Annotated in this window: 11 protein-coding genes, 1 tRNA gene and 1 pseudogene; 6 read left to right on the forward strand and 7 right to left on the reverse strand. The window is 70.8% G+C overall.

The window, feature by feature from the left end; translation table 11 throughout:
- Positions 1-51 precede the first annotated feature (51 nt).
- The gene (locus tag EV193_RS03170; RefSeq protein WP_130342403.1) at positions 52-1,521 is read left to right on the forward strand and encodes an alpha/beta hydrolase; all 1,470 of its coding nucleotides are present in this window, start codon (positions 52-54) and stop codon (positions 1,519-1,521) included.
- A gap of 19 nt (positions 1,522-1,540) precedes the next feature.
- On the opposite strand, the gene EV193_RS03175 is transcribed toward EV193_RS03170, so the two are convergent.
- Together EV193_RS03175 and EV193_RS03185 are read right to left on the reverse strand one after the other, a co-directional pair.
- Complete coding sequence (locus EV193_RS03175; protein ID WP_341273135.1) at positions 1,541-2,374, reverse strand: TetR/AcrR family transcriptional regulator; 834 nt, start codon at positions 2,372-2,374, stop codon at positions 1,541-1,543.
- Between the two features lie 122 nt (positions 2,375-2,496).
- Positions 2,497-2,569 (reverse strand) — tRNA-Arg (locus tag EV193_RS03185).
- Positions 2,570-2,738: 169 nt separating this feature from the next.
- Between EV193_RS03185 and EV193_RS03190 the strand changes: the two genes are divergently transcribed.
- Complete coding sequence (locus EV193_RS03190) at positions 2,739-4,532, forward strand: AMP-dependent synthetase/ligase (RefSeq protein WP_130342404.1); 1,794 nt, start codon at positions 2,739-2,741, stop codon at positions 4,530-4,532.
- A 261-nt stretch (positions 4,533-4,793) separates the two neighbouring features.
- Positions 4,794-6,431 carry a substrate-binding and VWA domain-containing protein gene (locus EV193_RS03195; RefSeq protein WP_242613103.1) on the forward strand — a complete coding sequence of 546 codons (1,638 nt, stop codon included), beginning with the start codon at positions 4,794-4,796 and terminating at the stop codon, positions 6,429-6,431.
- Positions 6,432-6,625: 194 nt separating this feature from the next.
- On the opposite strand, the gene EV193_RS03200 is transcribed toward EV193_RS03195, so the two are convergent.
- From EV193_RS03200 to EV193_RS03210, 3 genes are all read right to left on the reverse strand, one after another.
- Positions 6,626-7,228 (reverse strand): sensor domain-containing protein, encoded by a 603-nt coding sequence (locus tag EV193_RS03200; protein WP_130342406.1) that lies wholly within the window; start codon positions 7,226-7,228, stop codon positions 6,626-6,628.
- Positions 7,229-7,294: 66 nt separating this feature from the next.
- On the reverse strand, positions 7,295-7,933 hold the full coding sequence (locus tag EV193_RS03205; protein ID WP_130342407.1) for a LuxR C-terminal-related transcriptional regulator: 639 nt from the start codon (positions 7,931-7,933) through the stop codon (positions 7,295-7,297).
- On the reverse strand, positions 7,921-9,156 hold the full coding sequence (locus EV193_RS03210) for a sensor histidine kinase (protein ID WP_130342408.1): 1,236 nt from the start codon (positions 9,154-9,156) through the stop codon (positions 7,921-7,923). Before EV193_RS03210 ends, EV193_RS03205 begins: the two co-directional genes overlap by 13 nt.
- A gap of 392 nt (positions 9,157-9,548) precedes the next feature.
- On the opposite strand from EV193_RS03210, the pseudogene EV193_RS33940 reads away from it, so the two are divergent.
- Positions 9,549-9,941: pseudogene (locus EV193_RS33940) on the forward strand (CPBP family intramembrane glutamic endopeptidase); the annotation flags it as partial.
- 123 nt (positions 9,942-10,064) lie between these two features.
- Here EV193_RS33940 and EV193_RS03220 read toward each other — a convergent pair.
- The gene (locus tag EV193_RS03220) at positions 10,065-10,790 is read right to left on the reverse strand and encodes a class I SAM-dependent methyltransferase (RefSeq protein ID WP_130342410.1); all 726 of its coding nucleotides are present in this window, start codon (positions 10,788-10,790) and stop codon (positions 10,065-10,067) included.
- Between the two features lie 65 nt (positions 10,791-10,855).
- Here EV193_RS03220 and EV193_RS03225 point away from each other — a divergent pair, with 65 nt between their 5' ends.
- The gene (locus EV193_RS03225; RefSeq protein WP_242613104.1) at positions 10,856-14,986 is read left to right on the forward strand and encodes an alpha-(1->3)-arabinofuranosyltransferase; all 4,131 of its coding nucleotides are present in this window, start codon (positions 10,856-10,858) and stop codon (positions 14,984-14,986) included.
- A 31-nt stretch (positions 14,987-15,017) separates the two neighbouring features.
- On the opposite strand, the gene EV193_RS03230 is transcribed toward EV193_RS03225, so the two are convergent.
- On the reverse strand, positions 15,018-16,247 hold the full coding sequence (locus EV193_RS03230) for a lipopolysaccharide biosynthesis protein (RefSeq protein ID WP_130342411.1): 1,230 nt from the start codon (positions 16,245-16,247) through the stop codon (positions 15,018-15,020).
- Between the two features lie 222 nt (positions 16,248-16,469).
- Between EV193_RS03230 and EV193_RS03235 the strand changes: the two genes are divergently transcribed.
- Complete coding sequence (locus EV193_RS03235; protein WP_130342412.1) at positions 16,470-18,131, forward strand: MmpA family trehalose lipid delivery protein; 1,662 nt, start codon at positions 16,470-16,472, stop codon at positions 18,129-18,131.
- Positions 18,132-18,133: the final 2 nt, after the last annotated feature.

Consider the following 18,133-nt stretch of genomic DNA (forward strand, 5'->3'; position numbering starts at 1 on the left):
ACAGGTTCGAATGATCCCCGTCAGTGGTCGGTGAGAGATCGGGGAGAGACGATGCGAAGGCGTGACGTGGGCCGTGGTGCGGCTCTGGCGGTGGTACTCGGCCTGGCTGGTTCGGTGGTCGCGGCACCTGCGGTGGCCGACGAGCCCGCGGCGGGACCGGCGTGGGGCGCCTGCCCGAAGGACGTGGTGACCAAGGTGGCTGCCCTGCGGTGCGCCACGGTGCCGGTGCCGCTGGACTACCGCGAACCCGAGGGTGGGCAGATCGAGATCATGGTGTCCCGGCTGGCCAGCAAGAACCCGGGCAAGCGGCGGGGCGTGCTGATGCTCAACCCGGGTGGCCCTGGCGGATCCGGGTTGTCGTTCCCGGACGATCTGGCGTGGTTCGGCATCCCGGCGAGTGTCCTGGACAGCTACGACGTGATCGGCATGGACACCCGCGGGATCGGCCATTCGGCACCGGTGAGCTGCGGCTTCACCGCCGAGCAGGGCCATCTGGGCAACATCCCGCCGTACGCGGTCGACGAGGCGGCGGTCACCGAGCAGGCGAAGAACGCGAAAGCGGTGGCCGAGCAGTGTGCCGCCAACGACAAGGACGGGCGGCTGCGGCACGTGTCGACGGCGAACATGGCGCGTGACCTGGACCGGATCCGGGCCGCGCTCGGCGAGGAGAAGATGAGCTTCCTCGGGTACTCGTACGGGTCGGCGCTCGGTGCGGCCTACGCGTCGATGTTCCCCGAGCGGTCCGACCGCATCGTGCTCGACAGCAACATCGGTGACACCCACCTCGACCAGGACGGGATCCGCCGATACGCACTCGGCGCCGAGGAGACGTTCCCGGACTTCGCGCGGTGGGCGGCGGCACGGCACGAGAGCTACGGCCTGGGCCGCACGCCGGAACAGGTGCGGAAGACGTACTTCACGCTCGCGGAACGGCTCGACACGACGCCGGTGAACGGCGTCGACGGGCGCGTGTTCCGGCTGGCCACTTTCGCGGGGCTGTACGGGAAGACCAAGTACGGGCTGACGGCGCAGCTGTGGCAGTCGGTGCGTGACGGCGACCCGGCGGCGGCGGAGCAACTGGCCGCGACACCGGCGCCGACGGACAACTCGTGGTCGGTGTTCCTCGCGGTGACGTGCAACGACGTCGAGTGGCCCTCGGATGTGCGGACCTACCAGCGCGCCGTGGCCGAGGACCGCGAGCGGTACCCGCTGTACGGCGCGGCGAGCGCGAACATCACGCCGTGCGCGTTCTGGCCGCACGAGCCGGCGGAGCCGCCGGTGGCGGTCGACGACAAGGGGCCGGCGAACGTGCTGGTGCTGCAGAACCGGCGCGACCCGGTGACCCCGCACCGCGGCGGCGAGCTGCTGGACGAGAAGTTCGGCGACCGGTCGCGGCTGGTGAGCGTCGACGGCAGCGGCCACGGTGTCTACGTCCTGGGCGACAACGCGTGCGCGCTGAGCACCACGACGAGCTTCCTGGTGGACGGGACGCTGCCGAAGCGCGACATGCCCTGCACATGACCGACAGGGGCGCCGGTGATCAGAGGTCGGGCCAGCCGCGTTGAATGCGGGTGAAGGCCGCGGCAAGGGCGACGGGCGGGTCGAGATCAGTGCCGGCCAGGTCGGGGATTTCCAGGATGTAGCGGGCGAGCAGGCGCAGGGAGAAGTCGCCGGCCTCGCGGCCGGTTTCGTCGGCGATGACGTGGGCGAGTGCGGTTTCGCAGCTGGTCCACAGTGTCCTGGCGTAGGCGCGCAGGGCCGGGGTGGAGATCACGAGTTCGGCGACGCGCCGGGCCTGTGGGCTGGGGTCGGGGTTGAACGGGCCGCGGGTGGCAAGGAAGTCGTGCAGGGCCCGCAGGATCGAGACGCCCTCACGACGTTGCCGTACAGCGGTGGTCAGTGCCTGCTCGCGTTCGCGACCGTCGCCGAGGACCAGCGCCTCCTTCCCGCCCGGGAAATGCGCGAACAGTGTCGACACCGCCGTGTCCGCCGCGTCGGCGATTTCGGCGACGGTGACCTGGTCGAACCCACGCTCCAGGAACAGCCGCCGCGCCGCACTGGCGCGCTGGACTCCCTCACTCCGCCCCGGCCGCCGCTGCACACCCGGACCGCCGGTCAGCGGCTGCGAAGCCTGCCCGCCGGTCTCGTCCTGCAGGGCAAACATGCTGGTGCGTGGCCCGCCGTCCGAGCAGTCCTCGCCCCTTGCGTTCGCGGCGGCCAGGTGTTGGGTCCCCGCATGCTGGGACTGCGCGGTGAACCTCGGGCCGAACCGCTGCGCGGTCACCTGGTCGACGGCACGCTCACTGCCCACCTGTGGGCCGCCAGCGTCGATCTCACCGGTGTCGAGCCCGTCTCGCCAGCGAATGTTGATCACGATGTGACCTGATCGGGGGTCCGGGGGCAGAGCCCGCCGGGCGGGGTCTGGGGGTTGCACCCCCAGAAACACGACGACGGACTTGGTCCGCGCTTTCCGCGGACATACGTCCCCAGAGGGAGTGCCCCAGGCAGGATTCGAACCTGCGACCTACCGCTTAGGAGGCGGTTGCTCTATCCCCTGAGCTACTAGGGCGTGGTCACCAGCAGGGTAGCGGGAAACCCCGCGTGATCACGGATTGGCCCGCGCACTTGGCCGCGACACGCTCGTGAAGGCAAGATACTGCGCAGGTTACCGCTAGGTAGCACGTCGAGTGTCAACAGCGACACCACCTTTGACCAGTGTCGACCGCAGGAGCAGCACTATGCGCGAGTTCACCGTTCCCGCCCTTGTCGAGATCCCGAGCAGCGGCGGTGTCGGCGACCTGGTGTACACCAACGCCGACGAGGCGCCGAACGACGTGGTGCTCCGCCGCAAGGTCGACGGCCAGTGGCGCGACATCACCGCCACGGCGTTCCGCGACGAGGTCACCGACGTCGCGAAGGGCCTGATCGCCTCGGGCATCGGCAAGGGCGACCGGGTCGGCATTCTCGCCGCCAACCGCTACGAGTGGACGCTGTTCGACTTCGCCATCTGGGCGGCCGGCGCGGTGCCGGTGCCGATCTACGCCACCTCCTCGCCCGAGCAGATCAAGTGGATCCTGTCCGACTCCGGCGCGGTCGCGCTGGTCGTCGAGGACACCGAGCTGGCAGACCGGGTCGCCGTCGTCCGCGACGACCTGCCCGACCTGCGGCACGTCTGGCAGATCGAGGACGGCGCGGTCGACACCGTGGTCGCCGCCGGCAAGGACACCGACGCGTCGGAGGTCGACAGCCGGCGCGCGGCGACCAAGCCGGAGGACCTCGCCACGATCATCTACACCTCGGGCACCACGGGTCAGCCGAAGGGGTGCGTGCTCACGCACGGCAACTTCATCGCCGAGGTGGGCAACGCGGTGGAGCTGCTGCACCCGCTGTTCAAGGGCGCCACCGACGAAGAGGCCACCACGCTGCTGTTCATCCCGGTGGCGCACGTGTTCGGCCGCATGGTCGAGGTCGGCTGTATCTACGCCCGCGCGATCATGGGCCACTCCCCCGGCGTGAAGACGGTCGCCGAGGACCTCGCCAGCTACAAGCCGACGTTCATCCTTTCGGTGCCTTACGTGCTCGAGAAGGTGTACAACGGCGCACGTCAGAAGGCTCACGCCGCGGGTAAGGGCAAGATCTTCGACGCCGCCGCGGCCACCGCCATCGCCTTCAGCGAGGCGGACAAGCCCGGCCTCGGGCTCAAGATCAAGCACGCGATCTTCGACAAGCTGGTGTACAGCAAGCTGCGCGCCGCGATCGGCGGCCGGGTGCGGTACGCGATCTCCGGCGGCGCGGCGCTCGGCCACCGCCTCACGCACTTCTTCCGCGGCGTCGGGATCACCGTATTCGAGGGCTACGGCCTCACCGAGACCACGGCGGCGTCCACGGTCAACGCGCTCGGCGCGTTCAAGCCCGGCAGTGTCGGCAAGCCGCTGCCGGGCACCTCGATCAAGATCGCCGAGGACGGCGAGATCCTGATCAAGGGCGGCCAGGTGTTCCCGCAGTACTGGAAGAACGAGGCGGCGACGAAGGCCGCACTGGACTCCGACGGCTGGTTCGCCTCCGGCGACCTCGGCTCGCTGGACGACGAGGGCTTCCTGTCGATCACCGGCCGCAGGAAGGAGATCCTGGTGACCAGCGGCGGCAAGAACGTCGCGCCCGCGGTCATCGAGGACCGGATCTCCGCGCACCCGCTGATCGCGCAGGCCATGGTGGTCGGCGACGGCAAGAAGTACATCGCCGCGCTGGTCACCCTGGACCCGGAGTTCTTCGGGCACTGGAAGTCCGACGCGAGCAAACCGGCCGACGCGTCGGTGGCCGACCTGATCGACGACGCCGAGCTGAACGCCGAGATCCAGAAGGCGGTCGACGACGGCAACGCCGCGGTGTCCAAGGCGGAATCGGTGCGCAAGTTCCGAATCCTGACCACCGAGTTCACTCCGGAAAGCGGCCACCTCACGCCGTCGCTCAAGCTCAAGCGCAACGTGATCATGAAGGACTTCGCGTCCGATGTGGAAGCGCTTTACAACTAATCCGCAAACTACGGGAATTACTGACATCGGCGTGCATAACCGCAGGTCGTGGCGGGCGTAGTTCATTCGGCCTAAATACGTTGGTCCATTGGCGACGGGACGGACCGATATTGGTCACTCTTTGCCGACGGTCGCGGAGTTCCGTTGTTAACGGCGGATGTCTAACCTGGAATACACCGGTCAGGGTTACGACAAACGGAGGACGCGTCGATGGGTCGACACTCGTCGAGCACAGCGTCGCGGATCCGTGCTCAGTCACCTGTGGTCCTGCTCGCCGTGCTGCTGGTGCTGAGCGTGGTCGCGTGGCTGAGCTACGACTTCATCCGCGATCAGTTGCGCTCGTCCGGGTGCGAGTCGACCACGAACGTGACGGTGGCCGCCGCTCCGGAGATCGCGCCGGCGCTGGGCCAGGTGGCGCGCGAACCGCTACCGGGCGGCGGCTGCTACAAGATCGACGTGGTCGCGCGCGAGTCGTCGTCGGTGGCCGAGTCGCTGGCGATCTCCGCGAACGGCGAGGCGCAGCCGGACGCGTGGGTGCCCGATTCGACGGTGTGGCTGCAGCGTGCCCGGGGCAAGACCGCGCGGGACGTGCCGGAGGTCGGCACCTCGGTCGCCAGTTCCCCGGTCGTGCTCGCGCTGACCGACGACACCGCGTCCCAGCTCGGCTGGCCGGACAAGCCGGTGACCTGGTCCGACGTGCTCGCCGCCGGTGACAAGGTGGCCGTGGGCATGGCGGATCCGACGCAGAGCCCGGTCGGCGTCTCGGCGCTGCTGGCCACGAGGGCGGCCACCGCGTCGGCGTCGGACCCGGCCGCGGCGAACATCGGCGCGCTGCGCAGGCTGTCGCCCAACACGGAGAACACCGGCGAGGACCTGTTCGCCAGGCTGCCGGGCGCCCCGTCCGCGGACGGTCCGCTCGGCGCGTTTCCGACCTCGGAGAACGAGGTGCTCCGGCACAACGTGAAGGCGGCACCCGGCTCACAGTTGGTCGCCGCGTACGCCGTGCCGGGGGTTCCGCCGCTGGACTACCCGTACGTGGTGCTGCCGTCGGCGACCGGTGACCGGCGGGTCGGCGCGGAGCGGTTCCTCGCCGCGCTGCTGGAGTCGCCCGCCGGTCAGGCGCTGTCCGACGCCGGGTTCCGCGCGCGGGACGGCAAGGCATTGCGCGACCGTTCGCACGACAAACGCACAACGGCGCAGCAGGTGATCCCGGTGCCGGTGCCGTCGGTGGCCGAGCTGGACCAGTTGCTCAACGGGTGGGCCGGCGTGAACTACAGCGCGCGGATCCAGGTGCTGCTGGACGTGTCCGGCTCGATGAACGGGCAGGTGCCGGGGGCTGGGGTGACCCGGATGGCGGCGACGCTGCGGGCGGCCGAACTCGGTATCAGGTTGATGAAGGAGTCCACGAAGATCGGGCTGTGGGAGTTCTCCACCGACATGGCGGGCGAGCAGGACTACCGGGAGACGATCCCGGTCGCGCCGATCGGGGAGCAGTTGCGCGGCGGGATGCTGGATCGGCTGCGGGCGATCGCGGCGAAGCCGAACGGCAACACCGCGCTGTACGACAGCACGCTGGCGATCTACCGCGCGGCGCGGCAGGCGTGGGAGCCGGGGCGGATCAATCTCGTGATCGTGATGACCGACGGCAAGGACGACAACGCGCACGGGCTCACCCGGCCGGATCTGCTCGCCGAACTGGCGAAGCTGCAGGATCCGCGACGGCCGCTGCAGATCATCGGCATCGGGCTCGGGCCGGACATCGACGTGACCGAGCTGAATCAGATCGCGGCCGCGACCGGCGGCCAGGCGTACACCACCAACGACCCGGCACGGATCAGCGACGTGTTCTACGCTGCCCTGAGCCGCATGGTCTGCCAACCACCCGCCTGCAAGAAGTAATCACCGATTCCCCTTGCACCCCAACGCTTTTCGCCGTACCTGGGGTGCCCACTGCACCCCCCGCCCACCCCACCTTCGGGGGGCGGTCCGATGGCCATTCTATCGGCCGGTGGTGATCAGCAGTGGGTTGTGGATCAAGCTGTGGATAACCCCGACGTTGTGGATAACTCCGCGCGTGAGTCCACTGTGGACGATCAGGGGGTGGGACGTGAGCCGGCGAGCAGGCGCTGGTTGATCCTGGCGGCGCACTTGGCCACCGCGGGCGGGCCGAGCGCGGCGAGGACGAAGGCCACCGCGAGCACCGGGAGACCGTAGCCGACCGCCGATCCCCAGCTGTCCAACTGAAAAAGACCCAGCAGCCGGATCGGATCGTCCGGGTCGACCAGCCACCACAGCGCCATCAGCAGCACGTTGACCAGCGGCCACAGCAGCAGCCCCAGCCCGAGGAACCCGAGCGTCGGGCAGACCACCATCGCGATCACCACCCACCGCAGGTCGTAGCCGGTGTGGCGCGAGGAAAGCATGTCCTGCCAAGGCTTTCCGGCATGCGAACCCGCCAGCTCCAGGTTGCCGACCCAGCGCGCGCCGGCGCGCCGCTCACCGTCGGCCAGCCACCGCACCAGTCGCAGTTCGGCCGGCACGAAGATCATCCCCAGCCCGACGATGCTCAGCCCCGCCGTCGCCGCAAGCACCGGCACCAGCAGGATCGCCGCCAGCCCGCGCGCCACCTGGGCCAGGCAGTACCGAACCCCGTCGCCGAGGATCGTCCACCAGGCGCTCGTCTCTACCTCGTTCATGACTCCCCCACCTTGGCGCACTCGAAGCCCCGGAACAGTAGGCGCGACACCCCTACCCAAGTAGAGCTAGGCCCCTTCCAAGTACGCCAGGACGGCGAGCACCCGACGGTGCCCGGTGTCCTCCGGCGGCAGGTCCAGCTTCGCGAAAATATTGCCGATGTGCTTGTGCACCGCCCGCTCGGTCACCACCAGCCGCCGCGCGATCTCGGTGTTGCCGTAGCCCTGCGCCATCAGCGCGAGCACTTCCCGCTCCCGCCCGGTCAGCCGGGCCAGCGGATTGCCACGCCGCGCGAGCAACTGCTTGACCACCTCCGGGTCCAGCACCGTGCCGCCGGCCGCCACCCGGTCCAGCGCGTCGAGGAAGTCGTCCACCCGCGCGACCCGGTCCTTGAGCAGGTACCCCACCGCGCTGCCGCCGGCGAGCAGCTCACCGGCGTAGGTGTCCTCGACGTATTGGGACAGCACCAAAACCGGCAGTTCGGCGACCAACTCACGCGCACGCAGCGCCGCCCTGATCCCCTCGTCCCGGAACGACGGCGGCAACCGAACGTCCACAATGGACACATCGGGCCGGTGCTCGACCGCGGCGGCGACGAAGGAATCGCCGTCTGCGGTGCACGCCACCACCTCGTGGCCGGACCCGTCCAGCAGCGAGGTCAGCCCCTCGGCCAGCAGCACGTTGTCCTCGGCGATCACGATCCGCACGGGCACTCCACGGTGATCATGGTCGGCCCGCCGTGCGGGCTGTCCACGCGCAGTGTGCCGTCAACCGATTCGACACGCTGCCGCACACCGCGCAAACCAGTGCCCCCGTTGTCGCCACCGCCCTCAGCCGCGCCGCCGTGCCCGTCGTCGGAGACCTCGGCGCGCAGCACGGTGCCGATCCGCTCCAGGCGCACCACCGCCGAGCCGGCCCCGCTGTGCTTGGCCACGTTGGTCAACGCCTCGGTCACCGTGAAGTACACCGCCGCCTCCACCTGCGGCGGCACCTCGCCAAGTTCGCCACAGTCCACAGTGGACGGTACAGGGCAGCGGGCCACCACTGAGGTCAACGCGCCCTCCAGACCGCGGTCGGCGAGCACCGGCGGGTACACCGAACGCAGCACGTCGCGCAGCTCGACCATGGCGTCCTCGGCACCGGCCCGCGCCTTGGCCAGCAGTGGGCCGACCGCCTGCGGATCGTTGGCCAGCTTGCGTTCGGCGAGCCCGAGTTGCATGGCGATCGACACCAGGCGCGCCTGCGTGCCGTCGTGCAGATCGCGCTCGATCCGGCGCAGTTCGCTGCCGTGCGCGGCGATCGCGCCGGCCCGCGTCTTGTCCAATGTGGACACACGCTCGGCGAGCTCTGCGGTGACCGACGGCGCGAGCAGCCATCGGCTCACCGCGGCGGCGGCCTTGGCCACCGCGGGCGGGACGAACAGCGCCAGCAGGACGGTGAGCAGCAACTGCGGGATACCCACCGCGAAGGCCGTGGGCCAACTGTCGATCGGGACGCTGGCCAGCACCCGGATCGGGTCGTCGGCCGGGAACAGCCACCACAGCCCGATCACGCCGAGCGCGACCAGCGGCAGCAGAACCATTAGCGCCCCGAACAGTCCGAGCACGGTGCCGGCGACCATCATGCCCGGCACCCACCGCAGGTCACGGATGGTCGCCAGCTCGGCCAGCATCGCGAACAACGGCCGGCCGGCGTGCGGACCCACGGGTGCCGTCGCCTCCACCCAGCGGCCGACCCGCGCGCGTTCGGAGTCGGCGAACCGGCGCAGCACCCTCAACTCGGCGGGCAGTACCAACAGCCCGATCCCGAGCAGGCACAACACGGCGGAGTACAGCAGCACGGGCAGCGCCACCATCGCGGCGAGCCCTCGGACGAACGTCCGCGCGCAGTACCCGCCGGCATGCGCGGCCCGTCCCCAATACTTCGACATGGTCTGATCCTCCACGGCGACGAGCCTGCCCGACCGCGGCACGGCGCGCGGTGGAGTGGACTACACCATTCTTCAGGCAGTGCACGCCATCGCCGACACGTGAGCGGCTTCGTAGCGTCACCGGCATGAGACGTAACGAGGTTCTCGCCTTCCTCGCGATCAGCTTCACCGGCGCGTGGCTGGCCGTGCTTCCCTTGTGGCTCAACGGTTTTCGCCGCACCAGCACGGATCAGGGTGCGTCGCCGCTGGCCGCGGTGTGCCTGATGGCGATGATGCTGGTGCCGGCGCTGGCCGCGATCGCGCTCACCGTGCGTCACCAGGGAGTGCGCGGCACGGCGCGGGTCCTCGGGCTGAGCCGCGCGCTGCCGTGGCGGCGCGAGGTCACCTTCACGATGGTCGCCGTCGCAGTCCCGCTCACCCTCACAGCCGGCGGGCTCGCGCTGTCCACGGCCGCCGGCTGGTACTCCCCGGGCGGCGCACCCGAGATCACCCCGCTGTTGATCAGTGCCGCGGTGTCGATCCCGCTGTACTTCGGCGAGGAACTCGGCTGGCAGGGCTACCTGCTGCCGCGACTGCTCCGGTTCGGCACCGTGCGCGGGCTGCTGCTGGGCGGAGTGATCTGGGGGCTGTGGCACGCGCCGATGACCGCGCTCGGCGGCAGCTATCCGGGCCGGCCGGTGTGGGTGGCGATCCCGGCGGCGGTCGTGTCGGCCGTGCTGATCGGGACGGTGATCGCCGGCGTGCGGCTGGCCACCGGCTCGGTGTGGGCCGCCGTCGCGGCGCACCTGTCGCTCAACGAGTTCGCGCTCCCGCTGACGACTGAGCTGTCCGATCGGCCGGTCGATCCGCTGCTGGCCGGGCCGCTGAGCCTGCCGACCTGGGTGGTCACCGCGGTGGTGCTGCTGTGCTCAGTACGGGTCGTACGGGCTGTCGTGTCCGAACAAGCGCGCCACCGGGCGCAGCCGCAGGCGGAGCAACACCTTCAGCCACACGTTGCGCAGGAACCAGGGCATCTGGGCGAGCAGCCGCAACCGGTCGCGGCGGCCGGGTCGGCGCAGCGCGAACCGGGCGAGTGACCCGGCACGGTCCAGATAGGTGTACTTCGATCCGGTGAATACCTTGATCAAGGTGCCGCTGGTGACACCGACCGACGAGAAACAGTCGTGCACCAAGATCTCGCCACCGCTCGGCAGGTGCGCAGACCATTTCAGATCGTCGGTGTAGGTCCAGTAGTCGTGCTTGCCGTCGATGTAGAGCAGGTCGATCGAGTCGCCCCACTCCGGCCGCAGCTTGGTCGAGTAGCCGACCACCAACTCCACGACGTCGTCCAGCCGCGCGGTCGCGATGTTGCGCTCGAACCGTTGGCGCGTAACGGATCCACCGAAGAGCTTGCCGTCCACGAACGGGTCGATCGCGGTCACCGTGACGCCGACCGACCGGGCCGCGAACCCGAGCACGATCGTCGAGCGCCCTTGATGACTGCCGATCTCCACGACCCGCGCGCCCTTGCCGAGCCGGCGCACCGCGTCCCACAGCGCGACCGCCTGGTCACGGGTGAGCCACCCCGGCACGCAGTCGGCGTAGCTCCACGCCTTCGCGAAGTCGGCGGTGTCCACACCGGGTTCGCTGTTCATACCCACCGCCTCGCCGCATCCGTTGTTCAAGAAGCTTAGATCGCCGTACGTCTAGGATCTACCGGGTGGTAACCACGTGGCGGCGGCTGGCAGGCCTGCACCGCGACGCCACCGCGTGGATCATGCTGGCGCTCATCGTGGTGTCGCTCGCGCAGCGCCCCGGCAAGATCACCTTCGACACCAAGCTCGACCTCGCGGTCGACCCGCTGGCGTTCCTCGGCCGCGCGCTGCACCTATGGAATCCGACCGCCACGGCCGGTGAGCTGCAGAACCAGGCGTACGGCTACCTGTTCCCGATCGGCCCGTTCTTCGCGCTGTTCCAGGGCGTCGGCGTGCCGATCTGGCTCGCGCAGCGGCTGTGGTGCGCGCTGCTGCTGTGCCTGGCGTTCTACGGCATGCTCCGGCTGGCCCGCGCGATGGGCATCGGCTCGGAACCGGCGCGCTATGTCGGCGCGCTCGGCTACGCGCTGGCGCCGCGCATGCTCACCGAGATCGGGCCGCTGTCCTCGGAGATGCTCCCCGCGGTGGCGCTGCCGTGGGTGATGCTGCCGCTGGTGCGCGCGGGCGTGATCGGCTCGCCGCGCCGCGCGGCCGGCCTGTCCGCGCTGGCCGTGCTGTGCATGGGCGGGGTCAACGGCGCGATGGTGGTCATGGCGCTGGTGCTGCCCGGACTGTGGCTGCTCACCCGACGGTGGTCCCGCGAACACGTGAAGCTCGTGCTGTGGTGGGTCACCCTGGTCACCGCCGCGTGCCTGTGGTGGATCCTGCCGCTGCTGCTGCTCGGCGAGTACAGCCTGCCGTTTCTGAACTACATCGAGTCGGCCAGCAACACCACCGCGCCGATGTCGCTGTTCGAGGTGCTGCGCGGGACCAACCAGTGGGTCGCCTACGTGGTGTCGGGTACGCCGTGGTGGCCGTCGGGATGGCTGCTGATCGACAACCCGCTGCTGATGCTGGTCACCGGTTTGGTGGCCGCGATCGGGCTAGCGGGCCTCGCGAGGGCGCGCCTTCCCGAGCGCCGGTTCCTCGTCCTCGGCGTGCTGACCGGGCTCACCCTGCTGACGATCGGCTACGTCGGGGAGATGGACTCGCCGTTCGCCGAGTCAGTGCGCCAGCTGTTGGACGGTCCGCTGGCGCCGCTGCGCAACGTGCACAAGTTCGAGCCGGTTCTGCGGCTGCCGTTGATGTTGGCGTTTGTGCACGGGATCTCCGGAACCCTTGCGTGGTGGCGGAATTCCAACACAAGGGTGACGAGGTACGCCACCACGGCGATCGGCGCCGTACTCGTGCTCGCCATGGCCGCACCCGCGTGGCTCGGCACCCTGCGACCCGGCCCGGGCTGGGACGACGTGCCCGACCACTGGCGCTCGGCGATGACCTGGCTGGCCGACACCGACCGGGACGCGCGCACGCTGCTGCTGCCGTCCACCGGGTTCGGCGAGTACACCTGGGGCCGCACGATCGACGAGCCCGCACAGCCGCTCGCCCGCGCGCCGTGGGCGGTGCGCAACCAGATCCCGCTCGGCTCGGAGGGCAACACCCGGCTGATGGACGCCGTCGACGGGGCGCTCGCCGACGGCCGCGGCTCGCCGGGGCTGGCCGACCTGCTGGCCCGCTCAGGGTACCGATTCCTGTTGCTGCGCAACGACATCGACCGCCGGTCCACGATCTCGCCACCGGCCACCGTGCTGCGGGCCGGGCTGGCCAGCACGCCGGGCATCCGACTCGCGGCCGGCTTCGGACCGCAGACCACCCCGGCCGATCAGCCGCTCGTGTCCACTGTGGACAGATCGGCCGGACCGGCGCCGGCGATCGAGGTCTACGAGATCCAGCGGGACCTGCCGCGCGCCACCACCACCGCCACCTCGGACGTGGCCACGGTCAGCGGCGGACCGGAGAACCTGTTGCCGCTGCTGGATTCCGGGCTGCTCGAACGGGACCGGCCGACCGTGCTCACCGGCGACGCGGAGACCGCCATGGGCGGCGAGCACTTCGTCACCGACGGACTGCGCCGCCGCGAGCGCAACGTCGGCCGGGTGCGCGACGGGCTGAGCCAGACGCTCACCGCCACCGAGGCGCCGCGCCAGGAGCGCCCGCAGTTGGACGTGCTGCCGTTCCCCGGTGCCGAACACCAGACCGTCGCGGCCTACCGGGGCGTGCGCGCGGTCACCGCGTCCAGTTCGGCGAGCTTCGCCGACGCCACCGGCGGCGCCGACCCGTCCCGCCTGCCCTTCGCCGCCGTGGACAGAAACCCTTCCACCGCTTGGCATTCGTCCAGCTTCACCGGCCCAAGTGGACAGTGGCTGGAGATGACGCTGGACACTCCCCGGCTGGTGGACGTGGTCAACCTGACCCTGGTGGACGACCTGCGCGTCGGCTGGCCGGTGACCCGCATCCGGATCGACACCGACAACGGTTCCCGCGAACACGCCGTCAGCCAACCGGGCGTGGCCACCAACTACACCGTCGCGCCGGGGCTCACCGGCCGCGTCCGGGTCACCGTGCTGGACGTCGCCGCCGGCCGGCAGGACGGCAACGCCGGGATCTCCGAGCTGTTCGTGCCCGGCACCACGCCGTTGCGCGCGCTGCAGGTGCCCGACGACGTGCCGGCCGCTGGGCCAACTTCTGGACCGCCGGTGTCCTTCTCGTTCACGCGAGGCGAGAACCCCCGCCCGGCGTGCTACCTGGACGGCACCCCGAGGTGCGACGCGACGCTGGCCCGGCAAGGTGAGGAACCGTTCGGCGTACACCGCCTTTTCCACACCACCCGCGAGGCGACCTACCGGCTGGAGGCCACCGCCGTGCCCACCATCGGCGGGCTGAACCCGGTGGGGCACAACGGATTGATCAGCTCGGCGTCCTCGCAGCTGGCCGGTGATCAGACCGCCGGGCCGCTCGCCGCCGTCGACGGCGACCCGGCCACCACATGGATCGCCGACGTGAACGATCCCCGGCCGGCGCTGCACCTGTTGTGGACCGGCGAGCGCGAGATCTCCGACCTGAAGATCGCCAACGCGCCGTCGTCGAACGCGTCCGAGCCGATCGGCGTCACGTTGATCAGCCCGAACGGAACCCGACGGGTGACACTCGAACGTGACGGCAGTGCCCGGTTCGAGCCGCTGCGCACCGACCGGCTGGAGATCGTGGTGCACGCCGCGCCGCGCACCGGCCGCCAGCCGATCACCCCAGCCGGCATCGGCGAGCTTCGAGTGTCCACATTGGACGATCTACTGCGGCCGCTCGGGCCGGACACGCCGTTCACCGTGCCGTGTGGGGGCGGGCCGGTGATCCATCTCGACGGCGTGCGCTACCCGACGGCGCTGTCCGGCACGCTCGCCGACGTCATGGGCCACCGGCCGGTGCGACTGTCCACCTGCGACGAGCTGTCCGACGGCGTGCGGCTGCCGCCCGGCGACCACGAGGTGCGCACCGAGTCGGCGTTCTCGTTCTCCGTGCACGATCTGTGGCTCACCCCGGCCGGCCGCGCTCCTCGGCCGGTGACACATCGCGACACGACCGTGCGTACCTGGGACGCGACGCACCGCGAGGTCGCGATCGGTGCCGGCCCGGCCGCCGTGCTGACCGTGCCGGAGAACGCCAACGGCGGCTGGCGCGCCACGCTCGACGGGCGGGTGCTCGAACCGTCCAGAGTGGACGGTTGGCAGCAGGCGTGGCTGGTTCCGGAGGGTGCGGGCGGCACGGTCACACTGGAGTTCGCACCGGACGGCCGGTACCGCACCGGGCTGCTGATCGGTGCCGGCGCGATCCTGGCACTCCTTGTCCTGACGGCGATCCCGGTCCGCCGGCGCCGGCCGTACGAGGGACTGGCGGGCGGCCGATGGGTCGGCGTGGCCCTGATCGCGCTGCTGGTCGCGCTCGGCGGGATGGTGACGCTGGTGGCCGTGCTGGCCTGCCTGCTGCTACGGCAACTGTCGACGCTGGCGACCAAGGTGCTCGCCCTCGGCGGGATGCTCGTCGCCACCGGGTTCGCCGTCGCGGGCCGGCTGGCCGGTGAGGGGCAGTCGGGCGCGTACGGGCCGTGGGCGCAGGGCGCGCTGCTGGTCTCGGCGGCCGCGATCGCGGCGGCGAGCATCGACTGGTTCGGGACGGACGGCGACGCGCGCCGGCGTTGGGATGCCGATAAAGAAGAAGACAAAGAAGAGGCCCCCGGTGTGGGGGAAGCACCGGGGGCGTAGTTCTCAGGATAGGGCACAAAGACCCCAATGTCTATACGTCGCGTGACCGGTCGTTTACATGGCGATACTCGACCGATGATCCGACCACCGCGAGCACGGCGGTCGCCACGGCCGCGGCGGCCACCACCTCGGTGATCGATGAGCGCCACCACGCCAGCACCAGGACGATCTCCAGGGCCACGGCCAGCCACAACAGCAGCGTCGACCGGCGGTCCGCGCTGGCGATCCGGGAGAACAGCAGGATCTGCGCGGCCGCGAGCAGCGATCCGACCAGCGCGAAGATCGCCACCGGCAGGTCGGCGCCGGCATAGCCCGCACCGCCGATCAGGCTCACCACGGTGTCGCCGAACAGCGCGGCCACCGCGATCACCACGGCGTCCAGCGCCGCGCACACGGCCAGCGCGATCGCCACGGTCCTGCGGCGGTTCTCGGCGTCGGCGAGCCTCGGCAGCACGAGCACGCCGACCGCCTGCGGCAGCCAGTACGCGATCTTGGTGACCACCGCGCCGACCGCGTACTCGCCGGCCTCGTGCGCCGGCAGCGCGTGCCGGGCGAGCACCAGGTCCAGGTTCACCAGCAGCACCAGCGCCAGCATCGCCTGGCCGGCGTGCGCGACCTCGCCGAGCCCGCGCCAGCCGCCGCGCACCGGGCGCGACCGTCCACAGAGGACCCAGCCGACCACGGCGGCGAGCAGCATGCCGGCCGCGGTACCGATCAGCGCGCCGGTCGGAGTGCGAGTGGTGAACAGGCCCGTGAGCGCGCCGCCGATCTTGCCGGCGCCTTCGAGGGCGACCAGTCCGGCCAGCGTGCCGAACCGGCGGGTGCCCTGCAGCACGCCGTGCCAGACGCCGAGCAGGGTGAGCGGGGCGAGCGATCCGGCGACGACGAGTGCCGCGGCCGGTCCGTCCAGGTGCAACAGCGCCACGAGGACCGGCACCATGGCGAACCCGAACGCGGTCACCCCGGCGGTGGCGATCAGCCCGAGAGTGAACGCCTCGCCACCTTCACGACGCCCGCGTGCCACCCGGAGGGCGACCACGGTCTGCAGGCCCATCGCGGGTACGGCGCCCACCACGAGCAGCGCGAACAGGGAGCTGAACTCGCCGAACACGCTCGGCGCGAGCACCCGAGCGGCGATCACGGTCAGCACGTACGCGGCTGCGTTGCTCGCGGCGAGCGCCACGGAGACGGCGACCGCCTCCAGGCCGAGCTTGTTGGGCGCGCGCTCACCAGGAACCGTGTCCTGAGCGGCGCGTGTCACAGGCAGACCTCGTACTGGCGGGTAACTTCTCGAGTGACTGTAGACCCGTTGCGCCTCAACGAGTCCACATTGCGCTGAACGGCCCGCCGCCCTGCTGCAAACGCGCGAGTCCCGCGCTGTGCACCGGTGAGTCCCGCGCTGTGCACGTGCAGGGCGCGGGACTCGCCGTGCCTGAGCGCGGAACTCGCGCCGTCACGAGTGCACACCGGCTAGCGTCTGACCATGGCACTGGTGATCGTGGCGGCGCTGATCGCCATCGCGGTCCTGGCGCCCGTGCTCGTACCGGGCTTCGTGCTGACCTACGACATGGTGTTCACGCCGAGCATGTCGCTGGTGCCCGACGCGCTCGGCCTCGGCTCGGCGCTCCCCCGCTCGGTGCCGGCCGACGCGGTGATCGCCCTGGCCACCGGCGTGCTGCCGGGCGACCTCGTGCAGAAGATCATCCTCGCCGCCGCCCTGTTCGCGGGCGCGCTGGGCGCCGGCCGGCTCGTCCCGACCGACTCCACGTGGACCCGGGTGATCGCCGCGACGGCATACGGCTGGAGCGGATATGTCGCCGAACGCCTGGTCATCGGGCACTGGCCGCTGCTGCTCAGCTACGCCTGCCTGCCCTGGATCGCCGCCGCCGGACTGGCCATGCGACGCCGCGAACCGAAGGCCACCGCCCGGCTGATCCTCGCGCTCGCCCCGGCAGTGCTCACCCCGCCCGGCGGGCTGATCGCGGCCGCCGTCGCGATCACCACCGCCGGCGCCCGCCGCGCGTGGATCACCGTCGGCATCGCGGTCGTGATCAACGCGCCGTGGTGGGTGCCGTCCGTGCTCAACCCGGCCGGCGGCGGCTCGGATCCCTTTGGTGTCACCGCGTTCGCCTCGCGCGCGGAGAGCTGGGGCGGCCCGGTGACCAGCCTGCTCGGGCTCGGCGGGATCTGGAACTCCGCCACCGTCCCGGCCAGTCGCACCAGCCCGATCGCGCCGCTGCTGATCCTCGCCATGGTGGCCGTCGCGCTGTATGGCATGCGCGAGCTGGCCCGCCGCTGGGGACCACGACCCGCGATCGGCCTGCTGCTGCTCGGCGCGTTCGGCGTCCTGGTCGCGGCACTCGGCGCGCTCCCGGTCGGCGAGGACGTCATGCGCTGGACGGTGGCCAACGTCCCCGGCGGCGGGCTGCTGCGGGACGCGCAGAAGTTCGTCGCGTGGTGGGCGCTTCCGCTGGCGATCGGGTTCGCGCTCGCGGTGGAGACGGTGGCCAAGCGGCGGGTGGTGCTGCTGGCCGCGGCGGCCGCGTTGCCCGTGGCGATGCTGCCCGACCTGGCGTGGGGTGCCGCCGGCCGACTCGAGGCGGTCGACTACCCGGACGACTGGGAGCGTGTGCGCGCCGTGGTCGCCGCCGACGATCGCCCCGGCGACGTGCTCGCACTGCCGCTGTCCACGTTCCGCAAGTTCGACTGGAACGATCGGCGTACCCAGCTCGATCCGGCGCCGCGCTGGTTCGACCGCCCTACCGTGATCGAGGACCTGCTGCCGGCCGGCGGCGGAGTGGTGCGTGGTGAGGACCCGCGTGCTGAGCAGGTGCGTGCCGCGATCGCGTCGCGGAAACCCTTGGGCCAGGCGGGAATCGGCTGGGTACTGGTCGAGCACGGCACACCCGGCCCGCTCGACCAGTCCATTGTGGACGGGCTGCCGGCGGTCCACTCCGGACAGTGGTTGACCCTGTACCGCGTGCCGGATCCGGTGGCGCCAGTGGAGGTACGGACACCGCCGAAGGCACCAGTCCTGGTCGCCGACTTCGCCGCACTGGCGCTGATCGCCGCCGGACTGTTGTCGCGGGTGTTACCAGCGGGTAGATTCAACCTGACCAGGCGAGGTGTGCGCAGTGAGGAGTAGGC

The organism is Herbihabitans rhizosphaerae (assembly GCF_004216555.1).
In the GTDB taxonomy this organism is placed as follows: domain Bacteria; phylum Actinomycetota; class Actinomycetes; order Mycobacteriales; family Pseudonocardiaceae; genus Herbihabitans; species Herbihabitans rhizosphaerae.

Excerpts from the sequence above, each read along its gene's own strand:
- EV193_RS03170 (WP_130342403.1), top strand. The coding sequence starts at position 52 with ATGCGAAGGCGTGACGTGGGCCGTGGTGCGGCTCTGGCGGTGGTACTC.
- EV193_RS03190 (WP_130342404.1), top strand. The coding sequence starts at position 2,739 with ATGCGCGAGTTCACCGTTCCCGCCCTTGTCGAGATCCCGAGCAGCGGC.
- EV193_RS03200 (WP_130342406.1), bottom strand. The coding sequence starts at position 7,228 with ATGAACGAGGTAGAGACGAGCGCCTGGTGGACGATCCTCGGCGACGGG.
- EV193_RS03210 (WP_130342408.1), bottom strand. The coding sequence starts at position 9,156 with ATGTCGAAGTATTGGGGACGGGCCGCGCATGCCGGCGGGTACTGCGCG.
- EV193_RS03220 (WP_130342410.1), bottom strand. The coding sequence starts at position 10,790 with ATGAACAGCGAACCCGGTGTGGACACCGCCGACTTCGCGAAGGCGTGG.
- EV193_RS03235 (WP_130342412.1), top strand. The coding sequence starts at position 16,470 with ATGGCACTGGTGATCGTGGCGGCGCTGATCGCCATCGCGGTCCTGGCG.